The sequence below is a fragment of the Bradyrhizobium sp. I71 genome, assembly GCF_022354745.1.
Lineage (GTDB): Bacteria > Pseudomonadota > Alphaproteobacteria > Rhizobiales > Xanthobacteraceae > Bradyrhizobium > Bradyrhizobium liaoningense.
Genome location: NZ_CP059398.1, coordinates 6,177,445 through 6,189,744 on the forward strand (window position 1 = coordinate 6,177,445; position 12,300 = coordinate 6,189,744).

At 62.7% G+C, this 12,300-nt stretch carries 12 protein-coding genes; 4 read left to right on the top strand and 8 right to left on the bottom strand.

The features are described 5' to 3' along the window. Window positions 1-84: 84 nt before the first annotated feature. The 4 genes from FJV43_RS29545 to FJV43_RS29560 form a co-directional block, all read right to left on the bottom strand. Window positions 85-1,584: a tripartite tricarboxylate transporter permease gene (locus FJV43_RS29545; RefSeq protein ID WP_035676542.1), complete on the bottom strand. Its 1,500-nt coding sequence runs from the start codon at window positions 1,582-1,584 to the stop codon at window positions 85-87. Window positions 1,585-1,627: 43 nt separating this feature from the next. Further along, entirely contained in the window at window positions 1,628-2,119 is a 492-nt protein-coding gene (locus FJV43_RS29550) for a tripartite tricarboxylate transporter TctB family protein (RefSeq protein WP_239622502.1), read from the bottom strand. 102 nt (window positions 2,120-2,221) lie between these two features. Continuing rightward, window positions 2,222-3,229, bottom strand: a complete 1,008-nt coding sequence (locus FJV43_RS29555; protein WP_239622503.1) for a tripartite tricarboxylate transporter substrate-binding protein — start codon at window positions 3,227-3,229, stop codon at window positions 2,222-2,224. A gap of 460 nt (window positions 3,230-3,689) precedes the next feature. Next, window positions 3,690-3,827 carry a hypothetical protein gene (locus tag FJV43_RS29560; RefSeq protein WP_194388353.1) on the bottom strand — a complete coding sequence of 46 codons (138 nt, stop codon included), beginning with the start codon at window positions 3,825-3,827 and terminating at the stop codon, window positions 3,690-3,692. A 259-nt stretch (window positions 3,828-4,086) separates the two neighbouring features. On the opposite strand from FJV43_RS29560, the gene zigA reads away from it, so the two are divergent. Beyond that, window positions 4,087-5,292 (top strand): zinc metallochaperone GTPase ZigA, encoded by a 1,206-nt coding sequence (zigA, locus tag FJV43_RS29565; protein ID WP_239622504.1) that lies wholly within the window; start codon window positions 4,087-4,089, stop codon window positions 5,290-5,292. Window positions 5,293-5,430: 138 nt separating this feature from the next. Then, on the top strand, window positions 5,431-6,744 hold the full coding sequence (locus tag FJV43_RS29570) for an Hsp70 family protein (protein WP_239622505.1): 1,314 nt from the start codon (window positions 5,431-5,433) through the stop codon (window positions 6,742-6,744). A 27-nt stretch (window positions 6,745-6,771) separates the two neighbouring features. Here FJV43_RS29570 and FJV43_RS29575 read toward each other — a convergent pair whose 3' ends face one another. The 4 genes from FJV43_RS29575 to FJV43_RS29590 all read right to left on the bottom strand — a co-directional run bounded on the left by FJV43_RS29575 (window position 6,772) and on the right by FJV43_RS29590 (window position 10,205). Then, window positions 6,772-7,221, bottom strand: coding sequence for a cytochrome c (locus FJV43_RS29575; RefSeq protein ID WP_239622506.1), 450 nt, complete (start codon window positions 7,219-7,221; stop codon window positions 6,772-6,774). A 142-nt stretch (window positions 7,222-7,363) separates the two neighbouring features. Further along, window positions 7,364-8,626 (bottom strand): serine hydrolase domain-containing protein, encoded by a 1,263-nt coding sequence (locus tag FJV43_RS29580; protein ID WP_239629665.1) that lies wholly within the window; start codon window positions 8,624-8,626, stop codon window positions 7,364-7,366. A 312-nt stretch (window positions 8,627-8,938) separates the two neighbouring features. Then, complete coding sequence (locus FJV43_RS29585) at window positions 8,939-9,382, bottom strand: SRPBCC family protein (RefSeq protein WP_028180500.1); 444 nt, start codon at window positions 9,380-9,382, stop codon at window positions 8,939-8,941. Window positions 9,383-9,515: 133 nt separating this feature from the next. Further along, window positions 9,516-10,205, bottom strand: coding sequence for a hypothetical protein (locus FJV43_RS29590; protein ID WP_239622507.1), 690 nt, complete (start codon window positions 10,203-10,205; stop codon window positions 9,516-9,518). Window positions 10,206-10,340: 135 nt separating this feature from the next. On the opposite strand from FJV43_RS29590, the gene FJV43_RS29595 reads away from it, so the two are divergent. Beyond that, window positions 10,341-11,315 carry an alpha/beta fold hydrolase gene (locus tag FJV43_RS29595; protein ID WP_239622508.1) on the top strand — a complete coding sequence of 325 codons (975 nt, stop codon included), beginning with the start codon at window positions 10,341-10,343 and terminating at the stop codon, window positions 11,313-11,315. Between the two features lie 355 nt (window positions 11,316-11,670). Beyond that, the gene (locus FJV43_RS29600) at window positions 11,671-12,282 is read left to right on the top strand and encodes a hypothetical protein (RefSeq protein ID WP_239622509.1); all 612 of its coding nucleotides are present in this window, start codon (window positions 11,671-11,673) and stop codon (window positions 12,280-12,282) included. Window positions 12,283-12,300: the final 18 nt, after the last annotated feature.

Sequence of the window (12,300 nt, forward strand, 5' to 3'; positions counted from 1 at the left end):
ACACGCGATTCCTGGAATTCTATATTCCAGAAGTCCGCCCTGCGGCAATTTGGCGGCGGCGGCGCTGATGGCGCAGGTCGCTCGTCACGCCATCGACGTGCGCAACCGGCTATAGCCTTCCTGGATCGCGGACCAGAACAAGGCGACCAGACCGAGCGCCATGATCGTGCTGACGAGGCCGTTGGAGAAAAACACCCCGAGCGATCCCTGCGATCCCAGCAGCGATTGGCGGAAGGCTTCCTCGGCCTTGTCGCCGAGCACGATGGCGAGCACCAGCGGGGCGAGCGGGTAGTTGCACTTCTTCAGGAGATAGCCGAGCACGCCGAACACCAGCATCAGCATCACGTCGAAGGTGCTGTTGTGCACCGAATAGGCGCCGATCGCACAGAGCACCAGGATGAGCGGCGCGATGATGCCGAAGGGCACGCGGAGGATCGCGGCGAAGATCGGCACGCAGGTGAGCACGACGATGAGGCCGGCGAGGTTGCCGAGATACATCGACGCGATCAGGCCCCAGACGAATTCCTTCTGCTCGACGAACAGCATCGGGCCCGGCTGCAGGCCCCAGATCAGCAAGCCGCCGAGCAGGACGGCGGCGGTCGGCGAACCCGGCACGCCGAGCGAGAGCATCGGCAGCAGCGCGGCGGTGCCCGCGGCATGAGCCGCAGTCTCCGGCGCGATCACGCCTTCGATCTCGCCCTTGCCGAAATTGTTGCCGCGTCGCGACAGGCGCTTGGCGATGCCGTAGCTCATGAAGGAGGCCGGCGTTGCGCCGGCGGGCGTGACGCCCATCCAGCAGCCGATCAGGCACGAGCGCAGCGAGGTCATCCAATAGGCGGGCAATTCCCGCCAGGTCTGCAGCACCACCCGAAGATTGATGCTGGCGTTGCCGCCGCGGAACGCCAGCCCTTCCTCCATGGTCAGCAGGATCTCGCCGATGCCGAACAGGCCGATCACGGCGATCAGGAAGTCGAATCCGTTGAGCAGCTCCGTGATGCCGAAGGTCAGCCGCAACTGTCCGGTGATCGAATCGAGGCCGACCGCCGCGAGCGCAAAGCCCATCATCATCGCCGCGATGGTCTTGAACGGCGGCTCCTTGCTGAGGCCGACGAAGCTGCAGAAAGCGAGGAAGTACACCGCGAACTTCTCCGCCGGACCAAATCGCAGTGCGAAGCCCGCAACGAGCGGCGCGACGAGCGTGATCATGATGACGGCAAACAGCGCGCCCACGAAGGAGGAGGTGAAGGCGGCGGTCAGGGCTTCGCCGGGTCTGCCCTGTTGCGCCATCGGATAGCCGTCGAAAGTGGTCGCCACGGACCAGGGCTCGCCGGGTATGTTGAACAGGATCGAGGTGATGGCGCCGCCGAACAATGCGCCCCAATAGATGCAGGACAACATGATGATCGCCGATGTCGGCGGCATGCTGAAGGTCAGGGGAAGCAGGATCGCGACGCCGTTGGCGCCCCCCAGCCCCGGCAGCACGCCGATGATGACCCCGAGCGTGATGCCGATGATCATCAGCATGATGTTGTAGGGCTGCAGGGCGACCGCGAAGCCGTGAAACAGATTGGCCAACTCTTCCATATCGATACGTCCTGCAGAAGTGACGGAAATGACGGCGCGGCCCTTACAGGCCGAGCCATTCCTCGAACGGACCCTTGGGAAGCGGGACGAGGAACCAGCGCTCGAAAACGAGATAGGTCAGGACCGGCATTCCGACCGCGATCGCGATGGTCGTCAGCCAGCGATAGCCGCCGAGCCAGCGCATGAACCAGGCGATGAAAACCATCGAGGCGACGTAGAGGCCGATGAACGGCATCGAGCCGACATAGATAGCGGTCGGCACGACGACGCTCATGACCTGGCGCAGCTGTCCCCATTCCGCGAACAGCCGGCCGTCGTCGTCGCGTTGCGCATGCCAGAGGTTGATGGCGCTCGCCACGACGATGGCGGCGCCGATATAGAAGGGGAAGAAGCCGGCACGCGGGCCCTCCGCGCCCCAGTTGATGCCGGCCTTCAGGCTGCCGAAGATGACGACGAGGCCGAAGACGCCGATCAGCAGCGCCATCCCGATTTCCAGCGTCTTGTGGGCCGGGCCGGATCCGGATCGTTCAGTCATGGGATCGTTCAGTCATGGGGCCTCCAGGCGGAAACGCAGTCTTTCGCGGTCGCGGCGGGCGTGAGGACGAGCAGCGTCCTCAGCCATCGTCGATGCCGCGGCTCAATTCCCCGATGCGAGGAAACCGGCTTCCTTCATCAAGCCTTCGTGGCGCTTCTCCTCCGCCTCGACCCATTTGGCGTAGTCGGCTCCGGTCATGAAGGTCGTGTTGAAGGCGCCGCTCTTCATGAAGTCCTGCCATTCCGGCGTGGCGCGCACCTTCTTGAACAGCTCGACATAGTATTCGATCTGGTCCTTCGTGGCCTTGGGCGACATGAAGATGCCGCGCAGCATGAGATATTCCATCGCAAGGCCCTGCGACTTGCAGGTCGGAATATCCTTCCAGGCCTTGCCGTCGGCGATCGGTTCGTCATAGGCCATCGGCTGGGCGTCGAACACGCAGAGCGGGCGCAGCTTGCCGCCGCGCCATTGCGCGACCGCCTCGATCGGATTGTTGACGGTCGAATCGACGTGATTGCCGACGAGCTGGACGGCGACTTCGCCGCCGCCCTTGTAGGGAATGTAGGTGAACTTCGCGTCGATCGCCTTCTCGATGCCGACCGTGATGATCTGGTCTTCCTGCTTGGAGCCGGTGCCGCCCATCTTGAACGAGCCGCTTGGTGCCTTCTTCGCGGCGTCGACGTAATCCTTGACGCTGTTGTACGGCTTCTCGGCATTCACCCAGAGCACGAATTCGTCGAGCGCCAGCATCGCCACCGGCGTCAAATCCTTCCAGTTGAACGGAATGCCGGTGGCCAGCGGCGTCGTGAACAGGTTCGACAGCGTGATGATGATCTTGTGCGGATTGCCCGATGACGTCTTCACGTCGAGGAAGCCTTCACCGCCCGCGCCGCCCGCCTTGTTGATGACGACCATCGGCTGCTTCATCAGATTGTGCTTGGTGACGATGCCCTGGATGGTGCGCGCCATCTGATCGGCGCCGCCGCCGGTGCCCGCGGGCACGATGAACTCGACCGGACGGACTGGCTCCCAGGCAGCCCGGCTTGCGGTGCTGCTGGCGCACGACATCGCGATTGCCGCCAAAGCGACACTCAGAACGGATGGCTTCATTTGTTTCTCTCCCTGTCGAACCCTCAACGCAGCCGCTCTTTGTCGACTTGCGTCAGCCCATCTCGATTCAGATGCCTGGTGTCACCCTTGCGGTCGATCTCCCATGGCAGTCCCGATAGAAACTGTATGAGGAGGGACAGCGCGCGGCATCCGCTCCTTTCGGCTAAGGTTCCGCCAAGGTTCGCGGTGCGTGTGCCCTCGGCTGTTCCCGTCCTGCGTTACGTTTCCCCGCCTTACACCTTGGATTGTGCAATCGCTCTTGCTTGTCCAATGGTATGCGCGATGCCAGCGAACAAACAATCGGATCGGCGGCGGTCCGGAGGGACGAATCGTCGCAGTTGCGGTCGCAAGCCCAGGCAAGGCGGCAAAAGAAAATGGCCCCGAACATGCGGGGCCATTTGACCGAACTTGGCGTCTGCGAGTCTGTCAGCCCACCGTCTGGCGGGAGGACAAGGCCTCCTTACAGGCCGAAACGCGGCAGGTCGCCGTTGTGATTGGAAATCTCGGCGCTCGCCATCAGGAAGCTGTCGATCGCGGCCATCAGGCGGGCGAACAGCGAGGCGGAGGGGGCGAGAGCAACGGAAGCGGTCTTGGACATCGGAAATCCCTTTCTTGAGACAGTCAGTCTTGCTGCCTCATTTCGAAAGGCAGTTTATGTATACCAGATGCCAACGTCCATGTTCTTGTTTGCATAGCAGCATTCGTTCTTCCGCATTGCGGCATAGCCGGTGAGGCGCCCAGGGCAGGCACCTTGACATCGCCCGCCGAACCAAGAATGTTATGTTATAACATAACATAGTGAGATGCCGTGTCTCGCCGTCCTCGACCCATCCCGCTCAAAAGGCTGTTCGATCTCCATGCCCAAACTCCCCGTCACCGTCTTGTCCGGCTTCCTCGGGGCTGGAAAGACCACTTTGCTGAACCACGTCCTGAACAACCGGCACGGCCTGAAAGTAGCGGTGATCGTGAACGACATGAGCGAGGTGAACATCGATGCGGACCTGGTCCGCGATGGTGGTGCCAACCTCTCGCGGACTGATGAGAAGCTGGTGGAGATGACCAATGGCTGCATCTGCTGCACCCTACGCGACGATCTCCTGAAGGAGGTACGTGCGCTCGCCGAAAGCGGGCGCTTCGATTATCTGCTGATCGAATCGACGGGCATTTCGGAGCCGCTCCCGGTCGCAGCGACGTTCGATTTCCGCTCGGAGGACGGCGAAAGCCTCTCCGACATCGCCCACCTGGACACGATGGTGACGGTGGTCGACGCCGCCAACCTGCTGAAGGACTATTCCTCGACCGAATTCCTCGGCGAGCGCGGCGAGGCGCTGGACGGCGACAAGCGGACGCTGGTCGATCTCCTCGTGGAGCAGATCGAGTTCGCCGACGTGATCATCCTCAACAAGGTGGACGATGCCTCGCCGCAACAGCGCGAGGCGGCACGGCAGATCATCCGCTCGTTGAATCCCGAAGCCGACATCATCGAAGCCAATCACAGCCGCGTGCCCTTCGACCGCGTGCTCAACACCGGCCGCTTCGACTTCGAGAAGGCCCAGCAGCACCCGCTCTGGTACAAGGAGCTCTACGGTTTCGCCGACCACGTTCCTGAAACGCAGGAATATGACGTGAGGAACTTCGTCTACCGTGCCCGCCGGCCGTTCGATCCGTCGAAGTTCGACAAGTTCGTCAAAGGGGCCTGGCCCGGCGTGATCCGGGCGAAGGGTCATTTCTGGCTGGCGACGCGGCCGCAATGGCTCGGCGAGATCAGCCAGGCCGGAGCGATCGTGAGGACCGAAGCGCTGGGTTTCTGGTGGGCGAGCGTCCCAAAGGAGCGCTGGCCGAACGATGAGTCCTTTCGCAAGCGGCTCGGCCAGCATTGGGACAAGGTCTACGGCGATCGTCGCCAGGAGATCGTGTTCATCGGCACCGGCATGGACGAAGCCGAGATCCGCCGCAGGCTCGACGCATGTCTTGTCCCGGAAACGTCCACGATGGACATCGCCGCATGGTCCGCTCTCGCCGATCCGTTTCCGGCCTGGCGTCGAGGCGATCAGTCCAACTGATCGATTTGAGTATCAGAATCTCGGCATGAGGTCCGGGCTCGACCATCTCCGGCCAGGTCTTGCTCCGACCAGGTCTTGCAAGGCGACGGCAAAGCCGTTAGTGCTCTGCCCCCTTCCAATCCTTCATCAGAGTGGTTCATGTCGAGCGCCTCGCCCGCCGTCTCGATCGGCATCGATTTTGGGACCAGCAATACGGTCGTCGCGATTGCGGCGGACGACCGCCGGGTCGAGGCCATCCGCTTCGATCATGGCGGACAGCGCCACAGCGTCTACGTGTCGGCCCTGTGCTTCTGGGAGGACCGGCCCGGCGCCGGCGCCCAGGCCGAGGGTGGTCCGTGGGCGATCGAGCAGTTCCTCGAAGGCCGCCACGTCTACCGCTTCCTTCAGTCGTTCAAGACGTTTGCAGCGAGCAGCAGCTTCAACACCACGCAGGTGTTCCGGCAGCGCTACAAGTTCGAGGATATTCTGGCGGCGTTCCTGCGGACGCTGGCGCGCCATGGCGGCGGGAAGTTCGGCTTCGAGGCGGCGAATATCACGGTCGGTCGTCCGGTGCGCTTCGCCGGCGGCAATCCCGACGAGGCGCTGGCGATGCAGCGCTACCGGGCCGCGTTCGAGCGGCTCGGCGCCGGTCACGCGCGCTATGTCTACGAGCCCGTCGGCGCGGCGTTCTCCTTCGCGCGCCGGCTGGAGCGGGATGCCACCGTGCTGGTTGCCGATTTCGGCGGCGGCACCAGCGATTTCTCCGTGATGCGTTTCTCGCGCGCGGGCGGCAGCCTTCGCGCCGAGCCGCTCGGCCACGCCGGCATCGGCATCGCCGGCGACACCTTCGACTATCGCATCGTCGACCACGTCGTCTCGCCGCGGCTCGGCAAAGGCTCCAGCTTTCGCTCGTTCGACAAGGTGCTGCCGGTTCCGAGCGGCCACTACACCAACCTCGCGCGCTGGCATCAGCTCGCGATGATGAAGAGCAACGGCGATCTGCGCGAACTCCGCGAGCTCCAGCGCACTGCGCTGAAGCCTGATCTGCTCGAGGATTTCATCACCATTGTCGATCTCGACCTCGGCTTTTCGCTCTACCGCGCCGTGTCCGACACCAAGGTCGCGCTGTCGGCGCAGGACGAGGTGGACTTCCGCTTCAAGGGCGGCGGCGTCGATATCGGCGCGGCGATCACACGGAAGAATTTCGAAGCCTGGATCGCCGACGATATCGCCCGGTTGGGGGCGACGGTCGACAAGGTGCTGGGCGAGGCCGGCATCACCGCGCGCGAGATCGAGAAAGTGTTCTTGACCGGCGGCACGTCCTTTGTGCCGGCCGTCCGGAAACTGTTTGCTGAACGGTTCGGCAACGAACGGCTGATGTCAGGCGACCAGTTCGAGTCGATCGCCTATGGGCTGGCGCTGATCGGACATAGTCCCGACCCGGATCGCTGGGCGGCAAGTCAGGTCGCGTAGCAGGCGGCGAGCGGCGCTATTTGGTCGCTATTTCTGCTGAATTCGGTTCAGGTAATCGATCACGGCGAGAATGCGAGTCCGCACGACGACCTCCGGGTTTTGCTGCGGCCCGGCCTTTTGCCAATAAGTGGGATCGACAGCGTGAGGCAGGCTGACGATGGGGTTGAACCGCTCGCCCCAGACCGGCATTTCACGCGTTCCGTGAGCCGGGACTGATTTCGACCCATACAAGGTCTCGTAAACGGCGTTGGTGGGAAACACCCCGTTGTTGTTCTTGGCCAACATGGTCAGGTCGGAAGGCGGTGTCTTGAGCTGGCCGCTGATCGGGCCTTTGCCCTTTGCGTCGGCGCCATGACAACTCGCGCATGAAGACAGAAATTCCGCCTTCCCGATGTCAACTTCTTCGGCCTTGGCGGCAGCGGCGAAACCAGCGGCAAGACCGGCAATGATCAACCATCCGATAGCAGATCTCATCATCTCGCCTCCGAGGCCGGCAGGGAAGACTCCTGCTCCTAGCCGTTTTGCCCTTTAGACAGTTTGACGCACATCAAGACCGCACAGCCAGAACCGAAGCGCGCACATGACTTTGCACAGTCGCTCGCTCGCCGACGTGACGTCGTCAGTTCTCCATGGCCTCATAAATCAGCTGCTTGACGGTCCTTTGGATGCGCTGGCGCTCCGAGGGAGTCTGCTCGAGCAAGATGAAGAACATGTCCTGCTTGGGGTCGATCACGAAATAGCAGCCGCTGGCGCCGTCCCATTTCAGTTCGCCCAGATTGCCCGGCGGCGGCGGTTTGGCGTTGCCCGGATCGGTGCGCACCGCGAGGCCGAGCCCAAAGCCGAAGCCGTCGCCCGGAAAGTAGAAGAAGTCCCGCTCGACGCCCGATCCGGGCCCGACCTGGTCCGTCGTCAGCAGCTTGAACGCCTTGGGGCTGAGAATGGTCTTGCCCTCGTACGTACCGCCGTTGAGCAGCATCTGAGCGAAGCGGGCGTAGTCCGCCATCGTCGAGACCATGCCGCCACTGGCGTACATCATCTTCTTCGGCTTGGTCGGATCGTTTTCGCGGCCCACCCGGAAATCGCTGTCGTTTGGCATCGGCTTGGCAAGCAGCTTCTGCTTTTCGGGGTCGCCGACGAAGAAGCCGGTGTCCTTCATGCCGAGCGGATCGAGCAGCTTTTCCTTCTCGACCTCGATCAGGGACTTCCCGGACGCGATTTCCATGATCCGCGCCAGGATGTCGGTGGAATGGCCATACTGCCAGAGCGCGCCGGGTTGATTGTGCAGCGGCAGTTTTGCGATCCGCTCGGCGAACTCGGCGAGGTCGAAATCGCCGGCATAGATATCGGCAGCCTTGTAGGCCTTGCGGACCAGGCTGTCGCCGTAGAAGCCGTAGGTAACGCCGGAGGTCTGGCGCATCAGGTCGAGCACCGTCGGCGGCCGGTTCGGCGGTACCAGTTCGAGCGTCTTGGTACCGTCGCTGGCTGCCTTCTCGACCCCGACCTTCACATTTGCAAACGACGGAATGTATTTTGCGATCGGGTCGTCGAGGGAGAACTTGCCCTCATCGATCATCTGCACGGCAACCACGCTGGTGATGGCCTTGGTCATCGAGAACAGGCGGAAGATGGTATGGTCGGTGATCGGAGCCTTCGACTCCACGTCCTGCACGCCGAAGGATTGGTGATAGACCGGCTTGCCGTGCTGTTGGATGAGCAGGATCGCTCCGGGAATTTTCCCCGTCGCGACTTCGTTGCGGAAGAACTCGTCGAGTTTTGCCAGCTTGTCCTTGTTGAAATGTGCTCCGGCGGGAATTTCAAAAGTCCCTTCGGCCCGGGCCGAAGCTGCTGCGGCCGCAACGAGCAGCGCGCCACAGGTAATCATCCGCAACGCCTGGAATGGTTTCATCAACCCCCTCCCGATTCCTCCCGAGTGTAGCCTTCCGCTCGACCGGCACAAGGGGCATCGGACTGCGGGGAGCGCCTGCAACGCAGGCGGGAGGGCGCCTGCCGCGCCGCCGTCGGATACCGTTTCGCACGGACCCGGTGGCGGTCTCCTTGAGAGCCCGCCAATGGCGGGCGTCGCGAAGGACCGCCACAGGGAAATCGCGTTCAAATGCGATGGCCCTGCCCAAGCGGAGGGGGCTGAGCGAGCCAGCGGCTCTCGTCGACTCGGCTCAAAGCCACTGCGTCCAGCCTATTGATTGATCTCGGGCTCGACGAGCTTGGCCAGATTCCGCAGCGATTCCTGCCAGCCGAGATAGCAGGCCTCCGGCGGGATGACATCCGGGATGCCCGACTGCGTGATGTCGATTTCGGTTCCGACCGAGACCTTCTTCAGGATCACGGTCACCTCGATCAGGCCAGGCAGATTGGGATCGTCGAACTTGTCGGTATAGCGGATGCGTTCGCCCGGCACGAGCTCGACATATTCGCCGCCAAAGGAATGGCTGTTGCCCGTGGTGAAATTCCGGAACGACATCTTGAACGTGCCCCCGACCTTGGGCTCGAAATGATGCACGGTGCAGGTGAACCCGTTCGGCGGAAGCCATTTCGCCATCGCATCGGCCTCCAGGAAGGCGCGATAGACTTTCTCCGGCCTGGTGGCCAGGACGCGGTGCAGGCGGACAGTGTTGGGCATGGTTGTTGTCCTCAGTGATCGATGGGCCCGAGTTTGGCGTCTATGGCCCATTCATGTCACGAGGACGACGGGCAAGCCGCCGATCCGACAGGCGCCTTGGATTTTTTCGTTCGAGTCTTGTTCGGCCCGATTGCTAGACGGCAGCGACATCCTGAGACGTCATTGTGAATGCCAGCCTGTAGCGGCCAATTCCAGGGTTTTCGCAAGCGCCGGCCGCGTGAAGCGATGACGGCGAGAGCCGTCCTGCGATCACGTCCTCAACGGCATCGGAATCGTAACCGGACAGCAGCACGATCCAGTCGGCAGCGCCGTCCTTGCCGCGGATCTGCTGCTCGGTGGTGGGCGCGCTTGTCCGGGGCGTGTCGGTGAGCAGGAGGTGGGCGCCTGTCAGTCCCGGCTGCTGGGCCAATGCGGCGAGCGTCTCGGAAAGGTGCGCCTGCAACTCCGCATCCCGCCCGACGTCTGGCGACAGCCTGATGGTCGCAAGCGAGGCCGCCACGCCACCGCCAAAGCTCGCGATGATCCGGCACTGGCTGCGGACCATGCCGAGATGATGCGGCATCATCTTCCTCGACCACGGCGTCGGCGCGTTGAGCCGGTCGAGATATCCCTTCGACGTGAGCACCTCGTATTGCTCGAGCTCGTAGAGCACAAAGAATCCCTCGGCATCCGTCGTGCTGCTCCAGCGCGATCCCCGCCGGAAGCCGGGAATGCTCATCCGCTCCGGAAAATGCTCATGCGAGTGCCAGTCGCCGAACTCGCTGCGCTGCTCCGGGCGAACGCTCCACCACATCGCGACCGCGGCCTTGCCGAGCAGTGACATGCTGACCTCCCCTTTTTGCGGATAGTTTGCCTCAACGCCAACAGCGGCGGCAAGGTGTGCCCGCCCGACAAGCCGAAGCCACAATTCCGCTACCGTTCCGCGTTCAACTCCTGCGGGAGATCGGGGGGGCTTCCGTTGCGCAGCACGCTCTGGGCTTTGGCCATCACGCTCTGCTGTCTTGGTTCGCCGGCGGCGGCAGCTGGCATTCAGTTGCTCGACGCCGATCCGGCGCTGTCAGGTGCGATCTGGTATCCTTGCGCGGCGGAGCCGACGCATGTCGCGCTGGGCCGTCTTTCGGTCGGTGCCGATTTCGACCTGAAGGGCGTGAAGGATTGTCCCGTCACGGGTGCGAAGCTGCCATTGGTGATCTTCTCGCACGGCCGGGGCGGATGGTTCGGCCAGCATCATGACACGGTGGAGGCGCTGGCCGATGCCGGCTTCATCGTTGCGGCCATCAACCACCCCGGCGACACATACGGTGACTCCTCGCGGCGCGACACGCTGTCTGTGTGGGGATCGCGTCCGGCGGACATTGTTCGTTTGCTTGATTTCATGCTGAACAATTGGAAGGACAGGGCGGCGATCGATCCTGGCAAAGTCGGCTTCTTCGGCTTCTCGCTCGGAGGCTCTACCGGGCTCGTGCTGATGGGGACCAAGCCGGATTTCGCAAGGGTCGCCAGCCTCTGCAAGGAGACGACCGGCGCCTGCGCACAGCTTCACAGTGGCGAGACGCCGCCTGACCCGATCCGCGATGCGCGCATTCGCGCCGCCGTCATCGTTGATCCCGCACCGGCCACCCTGACGCGAGAGAACCTTGCCGCCGTCAAGGTGCCTTTCCAGTTCTGGCGCTCGCAGTTCGGTGGACCCGGCGTCGGCGACGGCTCCGGCAACGCACGCGTTGCCGAAGGCTTGCCGGGCAAGCCCGACATCCACGTCGTGCCGGCCGGCCATTATGCGTTCCTGGCTCCATGCTCGACCGACCTCGCGGCGGCCGTCCCGCGCATCTGCACCGATGTGCCCGCAGGGTTCGACCGGGCAGGATTTCATCGCGAGTTCAATGCGGCGGTGGTGAAGTATTTTCGTGAGCAATTGGCGGCCGGAGATCGTTGAGGGGCCCGGTCAAGCCGTTGCATCCGGGCGGCCGGGCACTACATCCGCTGATGCACCGAGGCCGAGCTTGAAGGCGCCTTTCTTGCCCTTCGGCCTGACCGGCCGGCGCCGCTCTCGACCTAGCTCAATGTTGACTTGTTGATCCCGATGATCCGGGCCGCCTCGCTGATCGAAATCAGCTCCAAGGGCGTTGCATCAGGGACTCGTTGCATCAAATTCGCCCCCGCAGCTAGCCAAAAAATGGGGCCGAACCACCGGGTTTGCTTTTCCGCTGGGGAGGACCCGCGTGGCCTCTTGCATACCCGCGCTGGTTGCGGTCACCATAATGATGCGCGGTGGAGGCGGGGAACATTGAATGACTGATCCATGGGCGTTCGGCTGGACGCAGGTGTTCACTCTCAGCGGCCTTGTCATCACCGTCGCGATTGCGATTGCCGGCTTTAAGACCTTCGACAAATGGCGACGCGAGAAGCTCGAAGAAAAGCGCATAGAGGTCGCAATAGACGCCCTTGCGTTATGCTACGAAGCTCGCTTCATCTTTGACGGAATAAGAAGCCCGCTTGCATTTGCTGGCGAGTGGGAAGACATGCCCGAAATCGGGCCGGACGCCGAGAGGTCGCAGCGGGGAGCATTCTTTGCGACCTTAAAGCGTATTCGCGCCAGCAAAGACTTCTTCGACCGAGCATGGAAGATTCAGGTGAAGTGCGCAGCGCTATTCGGATCGCAGGTCGAGGACACATTCCTGCTGATGCAAAAAGTGCGGCGAGAAATTGAAGTATCGGCGGAAATGTTGATGCATGACCCGCGCCCGCAGGATACCAGCCCCGAAAACCAGCGACTTTGGCAGAAATGGCGAAACAACGTCTGGGCGGTCACGAATGACGATGCTGTCAGCACCCAACTCAAGCGCCTTCGCGAGGAGATTGAGAAGCTCTGCCGACCGATCGTCGATCACGGCTGCAGATGAAACCCCGGACTACAGTGA

Excerpts from the sequence above, each read along its gene's own strand:
- FJV43_RS29545 (WP_035676542.1), bottom strand. The coding sequence starts at position 1,584 with ATGGAAGAGTTGGCCAATCTGTTTCACGGCTTCGCGGTCGCCCTGCAG.
- FJV43_RS29585 (WP_028180500.1), bottom strand. The coding sequence starts at position 9,382 with ATGCCCAACACTGTCCGCCTGCACCGCGTCCTGGCCACCAGGCCGGAG.
- FJV43_RS29560 (WP_194388353.1), bottom strand. The coding sequence starts at position 3,827 with ATGTCCAAGACCGCTTCCGTTGCTCTCGCCCCCTCCGCCTCGCTGTTC.
- zigA (WP_239622504.1), top strand. The coding sequence starts at position 4,087 with ATGCCCAAACTCCCCGTCACCGTCTTGTCCGGCTTCCTCGGGGCTGGA.
- FJV43_RS29575 (WP_239622506.1), bottom strand. The coding sequence starts at position 7,221 with ATGATGAGATCTGCTATCGGATGGTTGATCATTGCCGGTCTTGCCGCT.
- FJV43_RS29590 (WP_239622507.1), bottom strand. The coding sequence starts at position 10,205 with ATGTCACTGCTCGGCAAGGCCGCGGTCGCGATGTGGTGGAGCGTTCGC.
- FJV43_RS29550 (WP_239622502.1), bottom strand. The coding sequence starts at position 2,119 with ATGACTGAACGATCCGGATCCGGCCCGGCCCACAAGACGCTGGAAATC.
- FJV43_RS29555 (WP_239622503.1), bottom strand. The coding sequence starts at position 3,229 with ATGAAGCCATCCGTTCTGAGTGTCGCTTTGGCGGCAATCGCGATGTCG.
- FJV43_RS29600 (WP_239622509.1), top strand. The coding sequence starts at position 11,671 with ATGACTGATCCATGGGCGTTCGGCTGGACGCAGGTGTTCACTCTCAGC.
- FJV43_RS29580 (WP_239629665.1), bottom strand. The coding sequence starts at position 8,626 with ATGATTACCTGTGGCGCGCTGCTCGTTGCGGCCGCAGCAGCTTCGGCC.
- FJV43_RS29570 (WP_239622505.1), top strand. The coding sequence starts at position 5,431 with ATGTCGAGCGCCTCGCCCGCCGTCTCGATCGGCATCGATTTTGGGACC.